Raw genomic sequence first — 16,451 nt, 5'->3', positions numbered from 1 at the left:
CTCAGGAGCGCTCGTAGCCGATCGAGAAGCCGACGCTTCCGGGCTTGGGCCGCCGCCGCGATTTCAGCCGCTTCTGGCCGCGCGTCACGAGCCAGGCCCAGACCGGGGAAAGAAAGGCCATAGCCCAGCAGATCATGAAGATCGCGGTAAAGACCTTTTCGAAGCGGGTTTCGACGGGGCCGCCGACATCGATCCCGAGGATCCAGCCCACGAGGAACATAAGGAAGAACGACAGGAGCCCCCCGCCGATCCCGAGGATCATGAGCGTACCGATTGTCCCGCCCATGGTTGGCGCGCGCGGATCAACCCAGATATCGGGCGGCGGCGGGGCGCCGAAGGCGGCCGCGTAGGCGGGGCGCGCGGCTTTCCAGAACCGTTTCTGCGCCGCGACATCGGTGGCTGTTTCGGGATCGCGGTGCAGCGGGCGGCCCAGCACATCGGGCACCAGCCTCTCCCAATAGTCCTCTGTGTAAAGAAGGTGGGTGCGCCACGCCTCGTCGATCGGGTCTGGCGGGGCGGGGGGCGCCTCCACCACCTGCGTGATATAGAGGAAGCGGCGATATTCCCCGGCCACCCGCGCCGCATCGGTCTGCGACCAGCCCGCATCGGCGGCGAGCTTCGCGGTATAGGGCCGCTCCACCGCCGGATCGTCGAGCGCATGTGCTTCGAGCCGTTCCCAGAGCGCGGGGTTCGTCATGCCGGACATCTCGCTAATCCCCGCAGCCTGCGCCGCCGTCACTGTCGCTCGAGCGATAGCGCGGCCCCGGCACCTTGGGCGCCACGATATGCGATGTGATCCCGCCCGCCGCAAAGCCCCAGAACACTGCCCCGATCCGCCAGCCGAACACCGTCCAGAGCGTCCAGGCGGTGCCCGCGCCGACGACCAGCCCGAGGATGAAGGCAAGGGTGCCGCGCGCCACGTCGCGCGCCTTCTGCGCAGGTTCGCGGTACTGCCAGATATCGGGGGGCGGCGGCGCCCCGAACTCTTCTTCGTAAAGCGCGCGGGTCGCGTCGTATTGCCGGGCGTGGCGCTCCCTGTCGCCCGACCCGGTGGACGGGCGATGGTGGAGGACGCGCCCCAGGACCGGCTCGCAGAACCCGTCGAGGTAATCCTGCGTGTCCCAGATATGCTCGTGCCAGACCCGGTCGATCACCTCCGACGGCGTGACCTCCCCGGGCGAAACGGCGGTGAGATAAAGAAACCGGCGGTATTCGCCGACTGCCTCGCTGGCATAATCCTCCGCCCAGTTCTCGCGTTCCTCGAGCCGGGCCTGAAGCGCGGGGCGGTCGGGCGTGCGGTTGAAGAACCGGCCCGCGGGTTCCAGCGGGAACGCATATGTGCTGATCCGAGACCAGAGCGCCGCGTCGCGCATCGGGCTGTGCCTTCTCCCTCTGCCCCCGCGGGTATCATAAGGGCTGAACCCCGCCCATGGAACCATCTCCGCGGCTGGTTGCGTGCCCCCGTGGCAGGCGTGTATCAGCCGGGGGTAGGGCAGGCGATACCGGAGGGCGGCCGTGAACATCCTTATCCTGGGCGGGGGCGGGCGCGAACACGCGCTGGCCTGGGCCGTGGCACAGAACCCGAAATGCGATCGTCTGATCGTCGCGCCGGGCAATGCCGGCATCGCCGAGATCGCCGATTGCGCCAGGCTCGACATCAACGACGGCGGCGCGGTGGCCGAATTCGCAGGCGAGAACGGCATCGATTTCGTCATCGTCGGGCCCGAGGCGCCCTTGGCCGCCGGGGTGTCGGACCGGCTGCGCGAGGCGGGATTCCTCGTCTTCGGGCCAAGCCGCGCGGCGGCGGCCCTCGAGGCCTCGAAGGCTTTCACGAAGGAGATCTGCGATGCCTGCGGCGCCCCCACCGCCGCCTGGGCCCGCTTCACCGATCCCGAGGCCGCCAGGGCCCACATCCGCGCCGAAGGGGCGCCGATCGTGGTGAAGGCCGACGGGCTGGCCGCCGGCAAGGGCGTGATCGTGGCCGAAACCACCGAAGAGGCGCTTGCCGCCATCGACGAGATGTTCGGCGGTGCCTTCGGTGATGCCGGGGCCGAAGTGGTGATCGAAGAGTTCATGGGGGGCGAGGAAGCCTCGTTCTTCGTTCTGTCCGACGGCGACACCGTGCTGCCCTTGGGCACCGCGCAGGATCACAAGCGGATCGGCGAGGGTGACACCGGCCCCAACACCGGCGGCATGGGGGCCTATTCACCCGCCCCTGTGATGACAGACGCGGTGACAGCGCGGGCGCTGGACGAGATCGTGCGCCCGACGATCGACGAGATGAAGCGCCGGGGCACCCCGTTCCAGGGCGTGCTTTTCGCGGGTCTCATGATCGAAAACGGCGCGCCGCGGCTTTTGGAATACAACGTCCGCTTCGGCGATCCCGAATGCCAGGCACTGATGATGCGGCTGGGCGCGCAGGCGCTCGACCTGATGCAGGCGGCCGCCGAAGGGCGCCTGTCCGAGATGCAGGTGAACTGGGCCGACGATCACGCGATGTGCGTCGTGATGGCCGCAAAGGGCTATCCGGGCGGCTATGCCAAGGGCACCGGGATCGGGGGGCTCGATGCGCTTCCCGAAGACAGCCACAGGATGATGTTCCATGCGGGTACTGCCGAAGAAGGCGGGCGCGTCGTTGCCGCGGGCGGCCGGGTGCTCGGCGCGACGGGGCGGGGGGCAAGCCTCAGGGCCGCGCGCGATGCGGCCTATGCGCTCGTTGATGCGGTGGACTGGCCGGACGGTGTGTGCCGCCGCGATATCGGATGGCGCGCTCTGGGCAAATGATCGCCGAATCTGTGCGCGCCGAGGTCTCTTGCCCCGCGCCTCTGCCCGGCACTACGCCGGCAGACCCAGAGCGCTCACCGGCAGCTCATCGCCGCCGCGAAACTCCTCCGCCCCTCATGCGCGCCGATCCGCCGTGCGCTGAGCGTCCCGCCCAAAAGCCGCACCGCCATAACATCGCGCCACGCGGCATCCGCCACGATCATCTCCGGCCCGTCGCCGCACTCCCGCACGCCGCCCGCGATATCGGTCTCTCCGATCCGGTGGTTGGTCACGCCCGAGGCCGCGGCGACTTCCCGAAGCCGCCCGTTCTTCCAGCGCCAGACCCGCAGGATCTTCGCCAGATGCGGCCGGTCCACATAGGCGATCTCCGTCGCCCCGTCGCCATCGAGATCGGCGATCCCGACCGGCGCGAGCCACCGGTTCGGGCTTCCGATATTGGGCGTGGCGTCAAGCTTCACGAGCGCGCCGTTCCGGATCCCGTAAACCGCAAGCGCCGCCCCGGTGTCGCGGTGGCTTTCCACCACGATCACCTCGTTCCGGCCATCGCCGTCAAGATCGGCGATCCGGGGGCCGGTATCCTCGAAGACCGACTGTTCGGGCAGGATCACGTAAAGATCGCAGGCGCCCTTGTCGCCGGCCTCCACCCGAAGCCCGCCGGCTTCCACGGCATCGCCGAGAATGCCATGGGCATAGCGACCCGTTGCATCGGAATAGGCCGCCCAGCGGATGTCACCCGTCGCGCTGCGCGCCTCGGGGCTGTTGGGCGGAGGGCCGGGATAGTCGCAGGCCAGTGCCGGCCCGGCCAGGCACGCGGCCAGAAGCGCGGCCGCCCGCCACATCAGATCTGCTTTTCCGGCATCTGCACGACAAGCCCGTCCAGCGCATCGGAAACCTTCAGCTGGCAGGTCAGGCGCGACCGCGCCGCATCGGGCTCGTAGGCGAAATCGAGCATGTCCTCTTCCATCGCGTCCTTCGCGGGCAGTTTCTCCACCCAGTCGGGGTGCACATAGACATGGCAGGTCGAACAGGCGCAGGCCCCGCCGCAATCGGCCTCGATCCCGGGGATATTGTTGTCGCGCGCGCCCTCCATGACGGTAAGCCCGTTGGCCACGTCGACGACATGTTCCGTCCCGTTGTGCTCGATATAGGTGATTTTCGCCATGATCGTCCGGTATCCTTCGCCGTTCAGCTTGCCCGGGGGGCTATCTAATACGGCTGGGCCCGTCCTGCCAGTCCGAACTTGCACGGGCCGGGAATGCTGCCAGACTGGCCGCAGCAGGATGCAGGGGACAGCCATGAAACTGATCGGAACGGGCTTCGGCCGCACCGGAACGGATTCGATGCGCCTGGCGCTCGAGCTTCTGGGGGTGGGCCCCTGCCACCACATGCGCGCGGTGATGTCGGACGCGGCGCAGAAGGCGGCCTGGCGCGCGGCGGTGGCCTTGGATGCTCCGATGGACTGGAACGGTCTGCTGGGCGGCTACAACGCCTGCGTCGACTGGCCGACGGCGCATTACTGGCCCGAACTGATCCGGCACTGGCCGGAGGCGAAGGTGCTTCTGACATGGCGCGATGCGGAAAGCTGGTGGGGCAGCTTCGAGAAAACCATCCTCCCGGTGATCCGCGAAAGCACGGAGGAGGAATCGCTCGGCGTCGCGCTCATCAGGAACAAGGTGTTCGGCGGCCGCCCCGATGACCGCGCGCACGCCATCGCGGTCTACGAGGCGAACGTGGCGCGCGTGAAGGCGGAGGTGCCGGCAGACCGGCTTCTCGTCTACCCCGTGGGCACGGGGTGGGGGCCGCTTTGCGCCTTTCTGGAGGTGCCGGTGCCGGATGCGCCCTTTCCCCACGCGAACACCACGACGGAGTTCAGGGCCGATCCGGAGATCAACGCGCCCCCCACGACGCAATAGGGGCACCGCGCCCCTTGGCCACACGGCATGGATGTTCTACATTCGTTCTCCATGCTGCCCGACCTGCACGATACCTGGCCCAGACCGCCCGCCTGCCTGCCGCACAACCGGATGGGCGAGGTGCCGAACGGCGCCCGCGTCGCCGTCGCCGGGCTCGTCCTCGTCCGCCAGCGCCCCGGCACCGCCAAGGGCGTGATCTTCATAACGCTCGAGGATGAAACCGGCGTCTCCAACGTGATCGTCTGGCGCAAGATGTACGAACGCTTCCGCCGCGCGGTGATCGCGGGCCGCTGTCTCAAGGTCACGGGGCGGCTGCAGCGCGAGGGCAACGTCACCCATATCGTCGCCGAAGAGATCGAGGATATCTCATGGATGCTCGACGATCTCCTGCGCGAAAATCACGAGCTTTGCCGCGCGGGCGATCAGCCCTGAGCCTATCCCTTGCGCGGCTTCGCCCTGAGCGTCGGGTCCGCCTCGCGCGGGTTCTCGGGCCAGGGATGTTTCGGATAGCGCCCGCGCATGTCCTTTCTGACATCGGCATAGGAGCTGTCCCAGAACCCCGGCAGATCGGTCGTCACCTGCACCGGCCGCCCGGCGGGCGACAGAAGCGTGACCTGCAGGGGCCGGCCCGCCACCTCCGGATGCCGCGTCACCCCGAACATCTCCTGCAGCCGCACGGCGATCGCGGGCGCCTCGCCCGCATAATCGATCGGCACGCTGCGTCCCAGCGGCGTCTCGAAACCCGCGGGCGCGGCCCGGTCGAGCGCCTGAAGCGCGGGCCAGTCAAACATCGCGCGCAGCGCGGGCAGAAGATCGAACGCGGCCCAGTCCTCGGCACTCCGCACCCCGCCGATATGGGGCAGAAGCCAGTCGTCGAGGCCCGCCATCAGGGCCGCGTCCGTCATCTCCGGCAGGTCCAGCCCGCCCGCCCGCGCCGCCGCCACCCGCGCGCGAAACCGCTCGGCGGCGGCGGACGGGCGCAAGCCCAGCGTCCGCACTCCGTCAAGCATCGCCCGTGCAACCGCCTCTCCGGGCGCCTCCCGCCAGACCCGGTCGTCCAGCACGATTGCCCCCAGCCGCTCCTGCCGCCGCGCCTCGACCCGGCCCGCCCGCTTCGACCAGGCGCAGTGATCGACCCATCCGATCCGCGCCCCCATCACCTCGCGCAGCTCCGCTTCGGTGAGATCGATCGCCTGCCGCACGCGCGCCTCGCGGGGGTTGCCATCGGTGTCGGTCACGACGATCAGCCGCGCGCCGGCCAGGCTTTCGCCGGGCTCCATCCTCACACCCTTGCCGCCCGAGAGCGTCCAGCGCGGTTCGTCCCCCGGGCGGCGCATCCCGATCCGGTCGGGATAGGCAAGCGCCGCCATCTGAGCGGGCGAAAGCCCGCTCTCGCTGCCCCCGAACCGCCTCAGCCGCTTCGCCTCGGCCCGGATCCGATCCAGCGTTCCGCGATCGGCCCCTGCCGGCGGGCCCCCCGCCACCGCCCTCAGCCTCAGCGACAGGTCCGGCCCGGCCCCCCGCAGCGGATCGCGCTCGGACAGAAGCGCGGCCAGGTCCGCCGCACGCGGCCCCGCCACCGCCAGCATATGCGCAAGCCGCGGATGCAGCGGCATCGCCGCCAGCGCCCGGCCATGGGCCGTGATCGCCCCTTCGGCATCAAGCGCGCCAAGATCGCCGAGCAGCGCGCGCGCCTCCGCGAACGCCCCCGGCGCCGGCGGCGTCAGGAAGGAAAGCGCGTCGGTGTCCCGCGCGCCCCAGGCCGCCAGCTCAAGGGCAAAGCCCGCCAGATCCGCCGTTTCCACCTCCGCCGGCGCCTGCGCCGGAAGCGCGCCTTCCTCGGCCTTCGTCCACATCCGGTAGGCCACGCCCGGCGCCACCCGTCCCGCGCGGCCCCGGCGCTGATCCGCCTCCGCCCGGCTCACCGGCTCGGTCACCAACCGGCTCATACCTGAGGCCGGGTCGAACCGCGCCCGCCGCGCCCGTCCGGCATCGACGACCACGCGGATATCCTCGATCGTCAGCGATGTTTCGGCGATCGCCGTCGCCAGCACGATCTTCCGCCCCTCGGTCTCCGGCCGGATCGCGCGCCGCTGTTCGGCAAAGGGCATCGCGCCGTAAAGCGGCCTCAGCACGCAGTCGCCGGGCAAATCGGTCAAAAGACCGGCCACCCGCCGGATCTCGCCCTCGCCGGGCAGGAAGACAAGGACGCCGCCCTCGGTCTCCGCCACCGCCTGGCGCACCAACGCCGCCGCCTCCGCCTCGCGTCGTGCGCCAGCGGGCAGGGGGCGGGGAAGCCAGCGGGTTTCCACAGGATAACTCCGCCCCTCCGAGCGGATCCGGGGCGCATCCCCCATCAGCGCGGCCACCCCTTCGCCGTCAAGCGTGGCCGACATCACCAGAAGCATCAGGTCGGGCCGCAGCGCGCCCCGTGCCTCCAGGGCCAGCGCCAGCCCCAGATCGGCATTGAGCGAACGTTCGTGGAATTCGTCGAAGATCACTGCGCCCACGCCCTCCAGCGCCGGGTCGGCCTGGATCATCCGCGTCAGGATGCCTTCGGTCACCACCTCGATCCGCGTGGCGCGGCCTACCCGCGCCTCGCCGCGGATCCGGTAGCCCACGGTCTCACCCACCGGCTCGCCCAGCGTCTCCGCCATCCGCTCCGCCGCTGCCCGCGCCGCCAGCCGCCGGGGCTCCAGCATCACGATCCGCCCGTCCACGATATCAAGAAGCGCAAGCGGCACCCGCGTCGTCTTCCCCGCCCCGGGCGGTGCCTCGAGCACGGCAAGCCCCCGCGCGCAAAGCGCGTTCTGCAACTCCGGCAGACAGGCGTCGATCGGCAGGGCGTCGGTCATCCCCGGCTTATCGCCGAACGAGCTGCGCCTTGCCATAGAGCGAGGTGACATCCAACCGCTCGACCTGCCAAAGGCCGTTGTCGCGCGGCCGGTAGGTCATCGTAAACGGGAAATACCGGCGCTCGCGAAGATCCTCCTCGCTGAACCCCCCCACGCGCACATAGACGCCCTTGCACTGAAGCGTGCCCGCCTCGGGCTCCTCCACCGGCGTCATCGTCACCATCGTTGCCCGGCGCCCGTCGAAGATCCGCGTGCGTTCGGGGCAACTTTCACCTTCCGGCACCGCGCGCAGAACGGCATAAAGCGCGCTCAGCGGGTCAAGCGATCCGCCCTGCGTGGCAGGGTCGACGTCAAGCGGGCCCGGCGGCTTCGGCGGCCGCGTCTCGCGCACCTGCGGCACCCCGCGCCGGAACTCCATCGTCGCCGCGCTTTCGCGCGATCCCGTGTTGGTCTCTTCCTCATAGCGCGTGGGCTGGATCCCGAACGCCCCCGTCCGGCCCTCCGATCGCGCATCGAACCGCACCTTGCGCACCACGTTCAGAAGCCCGGTGCTTTCCAGCCGTCCGGCCAGCGCATAGCGATCCGCCGTCGTCAGTGCCTCGATCTGCAACTCGCCCGCCTTGAAGCCCGAAAGTTTCACGTCGAAAAAGATGCTCTCGCGCTCCTCGGCCCCGGCCATGCCGGCCAGAAGAACGAAGACCGCAGCGAAAACTGCCCTGGAAAACTCTGTCACGCGCCATCTCATGCCGCGATATGTAGGGCAGGTGGCGGCGGGAACGAAGCCCGGGGTGGCGGATATCCGCCCCGACCCCGCGTCACATGGGCCGAAGACTGGCTCGACGCAGGCGCGTCACGGGCTTTATCCCCAAGGCCCCATCCACTACGCTCCCGGCAACGAAACGGGGGGAACGGACCGCGGATGATCATCGCCGAGATAAAAACCCATCTGCTCGAACATCACCTGGGCACTGCCTTCGAAAGCGCCTCCGCCCGGTTCACCACCCGCACCCATCTTCTGGTCGAGGTCACCTGCGAAGACGGCACCACGGGCTGGGGCGAATGCCTCGGCCCTGCAATGCTCAATCGCGCGATGGTCGAGGCCTATGCGCCCCTCTTCATCGGCCAAAGCGCGCTCGATACCGAACGGCTCTGGGCCGAGGCCTATAACCGCTTCCGCGATCAGGGCCAGCGGGGCATTGCGATTACGGGGCTGTCGGGCATCGACGTGGCGCTCTGGGACATCAAGGGCAAGCGTTTCGGCACGTCCGTCGCCACCCTGCTCGGGGGCCGGGTGCGCGAAACCGTGGAAGCCTACGCCACCGGGGGCTTCCGCACCGGCGGGTCCGACCGTCCAGCGGCGCTCGCCGCAGAATGCGCGGGCTACGCGGCGGCGGGTTTCCGGGCGATGAAGGTCAAGATCGGCTTCGACGTGGCCGAGGATCTCGCGGCCATCGCCGCGATCCGCGAGGCGATCGGGCCCGGCATCCGCCTGATGATCGACGCCAACCACGGATACGACGCGGGCGAGGCCGCAGCGCTGGGCAACGCCGCCGCGCGCTTCGATATCGGCTGGTTCGAGGAGCCGGTGATCCCCGAAGATCTCGCCTCCTACGCCCGTCTCCGCAGCGCACAGCCCATCCCCGTCGCGGGTGGCGAAACATGGCATGCGCGCTGGGCCATGAAACAGGCGCTCGACGCCGGCGCGGTCGATATCCTGCAACCCGATCTCTGCGGGGTGGGGGGCTATACCGAGATGCGCCGCGTCGCCGATCTCGCCACGCTCTACGGCGTGCGCCTCGTGCCGCATGTCTGGGGCACCGGCGTTCAGATCGCCGCCTCGCTTCAGTGGCTCGCCGCCCAGCTTCCCGATCCGGTCCGCCCCGAACCCCGCGCCCCGCTTCTGGAATTCGATCAGACCGACATGCCCTTCCGCACCGCCATCCTCTCCACGCCGATCGGCCACGAAGGCGGGATCGTCGCCATTCCCGACGCTCCGGGCCTCGGGATCGAGGTCGATCGCGACGCCCTCGCCCGCTTCGCCCCGGCGGGGTAGGGGGCGTTTTCCTTCATTGATCCCTAACCCCTCCTCTGGCATGATTCCGTCAGTCAACGAGGGCGAAACGCCCCGCTAATGGCGGAGAGCAGTATGAGAACGATTATCCTCGCAGGCGCGCTTGCCTGCGTCGCACTTCCCCTTCAGGCCGACACCATCCGCAACGCATGTCTGACCGCGCCCAAGGCGGGCGACGTGAACATCTGCACCTGTATCCAGGCGGCGGCGGACAGGACGCTGTCGAAGCAGGATCAGAAGCTCGCGGCCAGCTTCTTCCGCGACCCGGACCGAAGCGAGGAAATTCGCCGCTCCGACACGCGCCGCCACGACACGTTCTGGGAACGCTATCAGGCCTTCGGCCGCATGGCAGAGGCGTTCTGCAGCTGAGCGATCAGGCCGTCAGCCGCGGCCTCGATCAGATCCAGCGCGCCGTCGAAATCCCGGGTGTAATAGGGGTCGGGCACTTCCGCGACCCCAACCTCGGGTGCGTATTCCATGAAAAGCCGCACGGGCGTCCGGTTGCCGGGGGGCCGCATGCGTTCCAGCGTCTGGTGGTTCGACCGGTCCATCGCAAGGATCAGGTCGAACGCCTCGAAATCGCCCCGCCTGACCTGCCGCGCCCGCAGGGCCGACAGGTCATAGCCCCGCCCGGCCCCCGCCGCGACGGCCGGGCCATAGGGCGGATCGCCCACATGCCAGTCTCCGGTGCCTGCGCTGTCGATCTCTGCGGCAAGCCCCGCCGCCTCGGCCCGCGCGCGCAGCACGGCCTCGGCGCTGGGCGACCGGCAGATATTGCCGAGGCAGACGGCGAGGATCCGCGTCACACCAGGTACCCGGCTTTCGCCATGGCCCGCGCGTAAAGCCACTGAAGCAGCGCGATCACCGCGACCGCCACCCAGAGGATCATCACGGCATTGCCGGCAACCACGTTCAGCGGCGGATCGGTCAGGATGTAGTTGTAGGCCCCCGCAACCAGGGCCGCGATCAGCCCCAGCCCGAAGGTCACCGCCGCCGATTTCCGCTGGCTCAGAAGCTGGATCGCCGCCAGAAGCGGCAGCCACACCGCCAGCGCCCAGACAACATCCATCCACACCGGATAGGCCGCCAGCGTCGCTTTCATTTCCGGCGACATCATCGAGGTATAGGCTTCGACGTCATACCGCGTCAGCACGTAATCCGTCGCGCCGAACCCGTTCCAGATCAGCGCCGCGATGCCCACGAGCCAGAGATGCCAGGGTGCCTTCATCTTTCACCGCCTCTCGCCTTAGACTGAATGAAACCGACCCTAACACGCGGATGCGCCCCATGAAGCCCGAAAAAATCGTCATCCTGACAGGCGCCGGCGTCTCGGCGGAAAGCGGGCTGGGAACGTTCCGCGACGCTGGCGGGCTCTGGTCCGAATACGATCTTCAGGATGTGGCGACACCCGAAGGTTTCGCGCGCGATCCCGTGCTCGTCCACCGCTTCTACAACGCCCGCCGCGCCAACTGCATCGCCGCTGCCCCGAACCTGGCCCATGCCGCGCTCGCCCGGCTCGAACAGGAATTCCCGGGCGAGGTGACGCTCGTCACCCAGAACATCGACGACCTGCACGAACGGGCCGGAAGCCGGAACGTGATCCACATGCATGGGGAACTGATGCGCGCGCTCTGTGCGGCCTGCGATCACCGCTGGGACGCACCGCCGGAAATGGCGGCCGGGGCCCCGTGCCCCGCCTGCCAGGCCCCCGCCACCCGGCCCGACGTCGTGTGGTTCGGCGAATTTCCCTATCAGATGGAGCGGATCGGCACGCTGCTCGCCCAGTGCGATCTCTTCGCGGCGATCGGCACAAGCGGCACGGTCTACCCGGCGGCGGGCTTCGTGGCCGAGGCCCGCATGGCCGGCGCGGCCACCGTCGAACTCACGCTCGAGCCGTCCGAGGTCTCCGGCCAGTTCGACACCCGCCAACACGGCCCGGCCACGGAAACCGTGCCGGCGTGGGTGGAGGGTCTGCTCGCCTGACGCCGGACAGGCCATGTTCCGCGCAGTAGAGTGCTTGGCTCCCCCCGCCGCGGCGCCTGCTCAAGGTCCGCTCCGTGCACTTTGCGACTGTACCGAAAAATACCTCAGGCCGAATTCGCTGCATTCGCGTGCCGGGAAAGCCGCCAGGAAAAAGAGGAATTCCAACGCCCATCCTGGTTCGCCATCTCCAAGGCACCGGACAGGCACCCCGAAAACGCAACCAGACCGGCCGTTTCCTTCTGGTCATACCTGGAAAACTGTAGAAGACTTTTCCCCATGAACCTAACGAGGTGGGCAACCCCATTGATTGTTTCGGCGGCACTTGCCGTCTCGAATGGCAACGCTTTGGCGAGTGGTGGCCAGGACGGTGAATGGGTCATGTACGCCGAGAAAGCGAATGGTGATCTCTACTTTTACGATCCGTCACGCGTGGAAAGGATCGATGCCTTGCGCCGCGTCTGGAGCGGGGTTCGGTACAAAACCTCCGTCATGGGGGCCGCCAGTTTCCTAACTCTCCTGGAGATCGATTGTCTGGAGCAGACGCAGAGAATACTGCAAAGCACCTTTTTCACCGACGAGAATTGGCAAAACCCCGCCATGAAGACCGATACAAAAGAAAAACCGAAGAACGGGATTGCGGTTGGATCCACAACGGAACGTCTGGCTCAGGTGGTTTGCGACTGACGAACGGATCGGTCGCCGGGAACAGTGAACCTGCCGCTTTGTCCCTTTGAACGGAAAAGTGCCCGGGGCATCTCGATACCCCGGGCACTTCGTTCCAGAGGGTTACCTCCGGCTTTCAGACTTACCTCATGCTTTCAGCCGTCACCCGGTAAATCTCACCGTCATCCGTCGCGACATAAAGCGCGTTGTCGGGGCCCATGACCAGGCCACGGAACCGCGTCGAAAACCCAAGCGGCATGCGCGTGATTCCGTTGATGCCCAAACCGTCGGGCGTGAGGCTGATCATGTCGATCCGCGAGCCCGGAGGCGTATCACCAAAGCCGATCCCCATGATACCGACGGCCAGGCGACCCTCGTAGATGCCCCAGTTGCTGCCTTTCAGGAAAGCAGCAGACCCGGTGCCTTGCGAGAACCCGTTGTTGTTCCAGCTTGGCGGCATCAAATCGGGAAAGCGCGTGTCGCTCATCGGGGTGTAGGCAGCACGCACCGCGGGGTCCATACCGTCCATTTGGTTCGGCTCGTAGCCACAATACTCATCCGGGCATTCGCCGCGTCCGCCTGTGTTCTGCGCAGGATCCCAGCCAGCATTGCCACCGTTCACCAGAGCGGTGATTTCGTCGTTGTGCCAGGGGCCATGTTCTGCCGTGAACGCTTTGCCGTCGCTGGGGCGGAAATCGATGCCTTGGACGTTCCTGTGCCCATAGGTGTAGATGCGCTTGTCAAAGCCTTCGGGCGGATTGTTGTCGGGATGTGCATCCCCGTTCATATCGATCCGCAGGACTTTCCCGCACAGCAGATTGCCATCCTGCGGGCAGATCCCGCGATGGCGGTCACCGCCAGTGACCCACAGGTAACCCCCGGGCCCCATCCGGATGCGACCGCCGTTATGTGCACCGGGGCCCCCGAAGGGCTGATTTGACTCGAACGGTTTGTACTGAATGTCCGTCACGATGTCCGTTCGATCGGAAACGCTCGTCAGGTCATCGCTGACCTCGAACCTCATGACGATGTTGCCATCGCATTTGTCGAAATTGGTCTGGCAGCCATCGCCGTGATACTTGTCCGACGTCGAATAGACGAAAAGCATCCGGTTATCTGCGAAATGCCGGTCTGCGACCACGCCGAGCATACCGGCCTGACCCTCACAGAACAGATCGCTGCCGCTGTCGGCATAGCCTGTGCTGTCCCGCATTCCGTACAGAGCGTGCACTGTGCCATCAGGAGTTCTGACCGACAGGCCCTTGCACTTTTCGGTGTAGAACATCGTGCCGTCCGGCAGGAACGCCATATCCCAGGGATTCTCGAGCCCCTCTAGGACAATGGTTGGCGTGATTTTGGGGACGTCCATGCCTTCGTGACTATCTGCGCTGGCAGAAAGCGGCAGCCCGATGATTAAAGAAGCAGCCGCTAGTCCTGAAAAAACCTACCATTTAAAGTTTTCATGTCTTCCTCCCTGGTGACAAGCTATTTGGCCTCTTATTCCGCGCCCTCCAAATACGCGGCTAAATTCTCGATTTCATCGTCGGATAATGGCTTTGCCATCATGATCATCAGAGCTGAGTTTGGGCCTTGCTTGATGCCTTCTCTGTAAGCTCGTAATTTTTCCGTCGTATATGAAACCGGATTTCCGGATATCTTTGGGTAGCTGGCAGCACCTTTTCCGGCCTTTCCATGGCACGAAATACAAGATTCCTTGTATCTCGCTTCTCCGGCCTCGATGTCGCCGCCGAACCCATGCTCGGGGAACGTCAATGCCAGAAGAAAAACTAAGGTACTGGGAAGCTTATGCACTATGCGCCCCTCTCGTCTTTAGAGGTCGCAACGCCTGCGGCAGTGCGATCTTTTCATTCTGCTCAAGTGAGCGCCAAGACTTCGGCGATAATGCCTTTTTTGGTTCTGTCAAACAGATTCAACATCGCCTTCGGCAGGCCAGAGAAGCCGTTCAATAGTTTGCGGCGAGCGCGGGCCACCCGGCCGCAACGGGCACAAAACACACGCCCACAGATATCGAAATCCTAATACGAAAACTCCGAACCATGGGTCGGGCAAACGGGGAAAACAGGCGCGAAGTTCGCTTCGTCGGCGATCAATCGGTTCGAGCGAATTGAGGCATTGCTGGTGCAGCGAATGAACAGCACTGCGGGCTGCAGTTGCAGCATTTCAACCGTTCCTTCAATTGCGGCCGGGGCCATCCCTTCGAAGATGACGGTCCGCCTGGTGCCGTTCCCCGCCATTCCTTCGCGGCGCAGCATTGGTCACTCCGGGCCAAAAGCCTCAACCGGTATCGGGCTCGCCAGGCACCCGCCCACGAAAAAGGCCCCCGAAGCAACCTCCGGGGGCCTTTCGCCACGGGATATCCCCGCGCCTTACTTGTCGTCGTCCTGCTTCAGCGCCGCGCCAAGGATATCCCCCAGCGACGCGCCCGAGTCGGACGACCCGTACTGTTCCACGGCTTCCTTCTCTTCGGCGATCTCGCGCGCCTTGATCGAGAGGCCCAGCTTGCGGGTCTTCTGGTCGACATTGGTGACGCGCACGTCCACCTTGTCGCCCACGCCGAAGCGCTCGGGGCGCTGCTCGGCACGGTCGCGCGACAGGTCCGACCGGCGGATGAAGGATTTCGCGCCTTCGTATTCCACCTCGATCCCGCCATCCTCGATCGCCGTCACCTCGACGGTGATGATCGAGCCGCGCTTCACGCCCTCGGTCACTTCCGAGAAGCTGTCGTCCAGTGCCTTGATCGAAAGCGAGATCCGCTCCTTCTCGACGTCGACTTCCGTGACGACCGCCTTCACGACATCGCCCTTGCGGTAATCCTGGATCGCCTCTTCGCCGCGCTGATCCCAGCTCAGGTCAGAGAGGTGCACCATGCCGTCGATATCGTTCTCGAGGCCGACGAACAGACCGAACTCGGTGATGTTCTTGACTTCGCCCTCGACCTGCGTGCCTTCGGGATGGGTTTCGGCGAACACTTCCCACGGGTTGCGCATGGTCTGCTTCAGGCCAAGCGACACGCGGCGCTTCGCGGTGTCGATCTCCAGCACCATGACGTCGACTTCCTGCGAGGTCGACACGATCTTGCCGGGGTGCACGTTCTTCTTCGTCCAGCTCATTTCCGAGACGTGGACAAGGCCTTCGACACCGGCTTCCAGCTCAACGAACGCACCGTAATCGGTGATGTTCGTCACGCGGCCCTTGTGAACCGAACCGAGCGGGAACTTGGCTTCCACCGAATCCCACGGATCGTCCAGAAGCTGCTTCATGCCCAGGCTGATGCGGTGGGTGTCCTTGTTGATCTTTATGACCTGAACCTTGACGGTCTCGCCGATCGACAGGATCTCGGAGGGGTGGTTGACCCGGCGCCAGGCCATGTCGGTGACGTGCAGAAGCCCGTCGACACCGCCCAGATCCACGAACGCCCCGTATTCGGTGATGTTCTTGACGACACCGTCGACCGCCTGGCCCTCGGTGAGGTTCGAAATCACCTCGGCGCGCTGCTCGGCGCGGCTCTCTTCCAGGATCGCACGGCGCGACACCACGATATTGCCCCGGCGGCGATCCATCTTGAGGATCTGGAAGGGCTGCTTGAGGCCCATCAGCGGGCCGGCGTCGCGCACCGGGCGCACGTCCACCTGGCTGCCGGGCAGGAACGCCACGGCACCGCCCAGATCGACGGTGAAGCCACCCTTCACGCGGCCGAAGATCGCGCCTTCGACGCGGTTTTCGTCGGCATAGGCCTTTTCGAGACGATCCCAGGCTTCCTCGCGGCGGGCCTTGTCACGGCTGATGACGGCTTCGCCACGCGCGTTCTCGACGCGGTCGAGGAACACTTCCACCTCGTCGCCGACGGCGATTTCGGGGGCTTCTCCGGGATTTGCGAATTCTTTCAGATCGACCCGGCCTTCCATCTTGTAGCCGACGTCGATGATGGCCTGACCTGCCTCGATGGCGATCACACGGCCTTTGACGACAGAGCCCTCGTCGGGGGTGTCGATTTCGAAGCTTTCGTTCAGGAGGGCTTCGAACTCCTCCATGGTTGCTTTAGCGCACATGCGTGTTTCGTTTCCTTACGTTTCGCTTTCACTGGCCGGGCGGTTGGGTCCGCCGGTCTTCGGGGTTGGTCTCTTGGTGGCCGCGCGCCTGGCGAGGGCAAAAAAGGAAAGG

At 66.4% G+C, this 16,451-nt stretch carries 19 protein-coding genes; 7 read left to right on the top strand and 12 right to left on the bottom strand.

Annotation, left to right across the window (positions count from 1 at the left end):
• Position 1: 1 nt before the first annotated feature.
• A complete protein-coding gene (locus RXV90_RS05785) occupies positions 2-706 on the bottom strand; it encodes a glycine-rich domain-containing protein (protein ID WP_316647481.1) in 705 nt (234 codons plus the stop codon).
• 4 nt (positions 707-710) lie between these two features.
• Positions 711-1,373 carry a glycine-rich domain-containing protein gene (locus RXV90_RS05780; protein ID WP_316647479.1) on the bottom strand — a complete coding sequence of 221 codons (663 nt, stop codon included), beginning with the start codon at positions 1,371-1,373 and terminating at the stop codon, positions 711-713.
• Between the two features lie 142 nt (positions 1,374-1,515).
• Here RXV90_RS05780 and purD point away from each other — a divergent pair, with 142 nt between their 5' ends.
• The gene (gene purD / locus RXV90_RS05775) at positions 1,516-2,784 is read left to right on the top strand and encodes a phosphoribosylamine--glycine ligase (RefSeq protein ID WP_316647476.1); all 1,269 of its coding nucleotides are present in this window, start codon (positions 1,516-1,518) and stop codon (positions 2,782-2,784) included.
• Positions 2,785-2,858: 74 nt separating this feature from the next.
• On the opposite strand, the gene RXV90_RS05770 is transcribed toward purD, so the two are convergent.
• Together RXV90_RS05770 and RXV90_RS05765 are read right to left on the bottom strand one after the other, a co-directional pair.
• The gene (locus RXV90_RS05770) at positions 2,859-3,623 is read right to left on the bottom strand and encodes an FG-GAP repeat domain-containing protein (RefSeq protein ID WP_316647475.1); all 765 of its coding nucleotides are present in this window, start codon (positions 3,621-3,623) and stop codon (positions 2,859-2,861) included.
• Positions 3,623-3,946, bottom strand: a complete 324-nt coding sequence (locus RXV90_RS05765) for a 2Fe-2S iron-sulfur cluster-binding protein (RefSeq protein ID WP_316647474.1) — start codon at positions 3,944-3,946, stop codon at positions 3,623-3,625. Before RXV90_RS05765 ends, RXV90_RS05770 begins: the two co-directional genes overlap by 1 nt.
• A gap of 133 nt (positions 3,947-4,079) precedes the next feature.
• On the opposite strand from RXV90_RS05765, the gene RXV90_RS05760 reads away from it, so the two are divergent.
• Positions 4,080-4,697, top strand: a complete 618-nt coding sequence (locus RXV90_RS05760) for a sulfotransferase family protein (RefSeq protein WP_316647472.1) — start codon at positions 4,080-4,082, stop codon at positions 4,695-4,697.
• Positions 4,698-4,724: 27 nt separating this feature from the next.
• Complete coding sequence (locus RXV90_RS05755) at positions 4,725-5,129, top strand: OB-fold nucleic acid binding domain-containing protein (RefSeq protein ID WP_316647470.1); 405 nt, start codon at positions 4,725-4,727, stop codon at positions 5,127-5,129.
• 2 nt (positions 5,130-5,131) lie between these two features.
• On the opposite strand, the gene hrpB is transcribed toward RXV90_RS05755, so the two are convergent.
• Both hrpB and RXV90_RS05745 read right to left on the bottom strand, forming a co-directional pair.
• Complete coding sequence (gene hrpB / locus RXV90_RS05750) at positions 5,132-7,552, bottom strand: ATP-dependent helicase HrpB (protein ID WP_316647469.1); 2,421 nt, start codon at positions 7,550-7,552, stop codon at positions 5,132-5,134.
• Positions 7,553-7,559: 7 nt separating this feature from the next.
• On the bottom strand, positions 7,560-8,285 hold the full coding sequence (locus RXV90_RS05745; RefSeq protein WP_316647468.1) for a DUF3108 domain-containing protein: 726 nt from the start codon (positions 8,283-8,285) through the stop codon (positions 7,560-7,562).
• 186 nt (positions 8,286-8,471) lie between these two features.
• Between RXV90_RS05745 and RXV90_RS05740 the strand changes: the two genes are divergently transcribed.
• Positions 8,472-9,605 (top strand): mandelate racemase/muconate lactonizing enzyme family protein, encoded by a 1,134-nt coding sequence (locus RXV90_RS05740; RefSeq protein ID WP_316647467.1) that lies wholly within the window; start codon positions 8,472-8,474, stop codon positions 9,603-9,605.
• Between the two features lie 93 nt (positions 9,606-9,698).
• Positions 9,699-9,992 (top strand): hypothetical protein, encoded by a 294-nt coding sequence (locus RXV90_RS05735; protein WP_316647466.1) that lies wholly within the window; start codon positions 9,699-9,701, stop codon positions 9,990-9,992.
• On the opposite strand, the gene RXV90_RS05730 is transcribed toward RXV90_RS05735, so the two are convergent.
• Both RXV90_RS05730 and RXV90_RS05725 read right to left on the bottom strand, forming a co-directional pair.
• Positions 9,953-10,471 (bottom strand): low molecular weight protein-tyrosine-phosphatase, encoded by a 519-nt coding sequence (locus RXV90_RS05730; protein WP_316647465.1) that lies wholly within the window; start codon positions 10,469-10,471, stop codon positions 9,953-9,955. The genes RXV90_RS05735 and RXV90_RS05730 overlap by 40 nt on opposite strands.
• Entirely contained in the window at positions 10,426-10,851 is a 426-nt protein-coding gene (locus RXV90_RS05725; RefSeq protein ID WP_316647464.1) for a hypothetical protein, read from the bottom strand. The genes RXV90_RS05730 and RXV90_RS05725 overlap by 46 nt, the downstream gene beginning before the upstream one ends.
• Before the next feature lie 59 nt (positions 10,852-10,910).
• On the opposite strand from RXV90_RS05725, the gene RXV90_RS05720 reads away from it, so the two are divergent.
• Both RXV90_RS05720 and RXV90_RS05715 read left to right on the top strand, forming a co-directional pair.
• Positions 10,911-11,606 carry an NAD-dependent deacylase gene (locus RXV90_RS05720; protein ID WP_316647463.1) on the top strand — a complete coding sequence of 232 codons (696 nt, stop codon included), beginning with the start codon at positions 10,911-10,913 and terminating at the stop codon, positions 11,604-11,606.
• Positions 11,607-11,882: 276 nt separating this feature from the next.
• Positions 11,883-12,290, top strand: coding sequence for a surface-adhesin E family protein (locus RXV90_RS05715; RefSeq protein WP_316647462.1), 408 nt, complete (start codon positions 11,883-11,885; stop codon positions 12,288-12,290).
• Between the two features lie 121 nt (positions 12,291-12,411).
• Here RXV90_RS05715 and RXV90_RS05710 read toward each other — a convergent pair whose 3' ends face one another.
• From RXV90_RS05710 to rpsA, 4 genes are all read right to left on the bottom strand, one after another.
• On the bottom strand, positions 12,412-13,638 hold the full coding sequence (locus tag RXV90_RS05710) for a PQQ-dependent sugar dehydrogenase (protein ID WP_316647461.1): 1,227 nt from the start codon (positions 13,636-13,638) through the stop codon (positions 12,412-12,414).
• 128 nt (positions 13,639-13,766) lie between these two features.
• A complete protein-coding gene (locus tag RXV90_RS05705; protein WP_316647460.1) occupies positions 13,767-14,081 on the bottom strand; it encodes a c-type cytochrome in 315 nt (104 codons plus the stop codon).
• 224 nt (positions 14,082-14,305) lie between these two features.
• Positions 14,306-14,542, bottom strand: a complete 237-nt coding sequence (locus RXV90_RS05700; RefSeq protein WP_316647459.1) for a hypothetical protein — start codon at positions 14,540-14,542, stop codon at positions 14,306-14,308.
• A 114-nt stretch (positions 14,543-14,656) separates the two neighbouring features.
• Positions 14,657-16,339, bottom strand: a complete 1,683-nt coding sequence (gene rpsA / locus RXV90_RS05695) for a 30S ribosomal protein S1 (RefSeq protein WP_316647458.1) — start codon at positions 16,337-16,339, stop codon at positions 14,657-14,659.
• Between the last annotated feature and the right edge of the window lie 112 nt (positions 16,340-16,451).

The sequence above is a fragment of the Ovoidimarina sediminis genome, assembly GCF_032586175.1.
GTDB classification, from domain to species: domain Bacteria; phylum Pseudomonadota; class Alphaproteobacteria; order Rhodobacterales; family Rhodobacteraceae; genus Ovoidimarina; species Ovoidimarina sediminis.
This window is presented reverse-complemented; position numbering and strand designations above follow the sequence as displayed.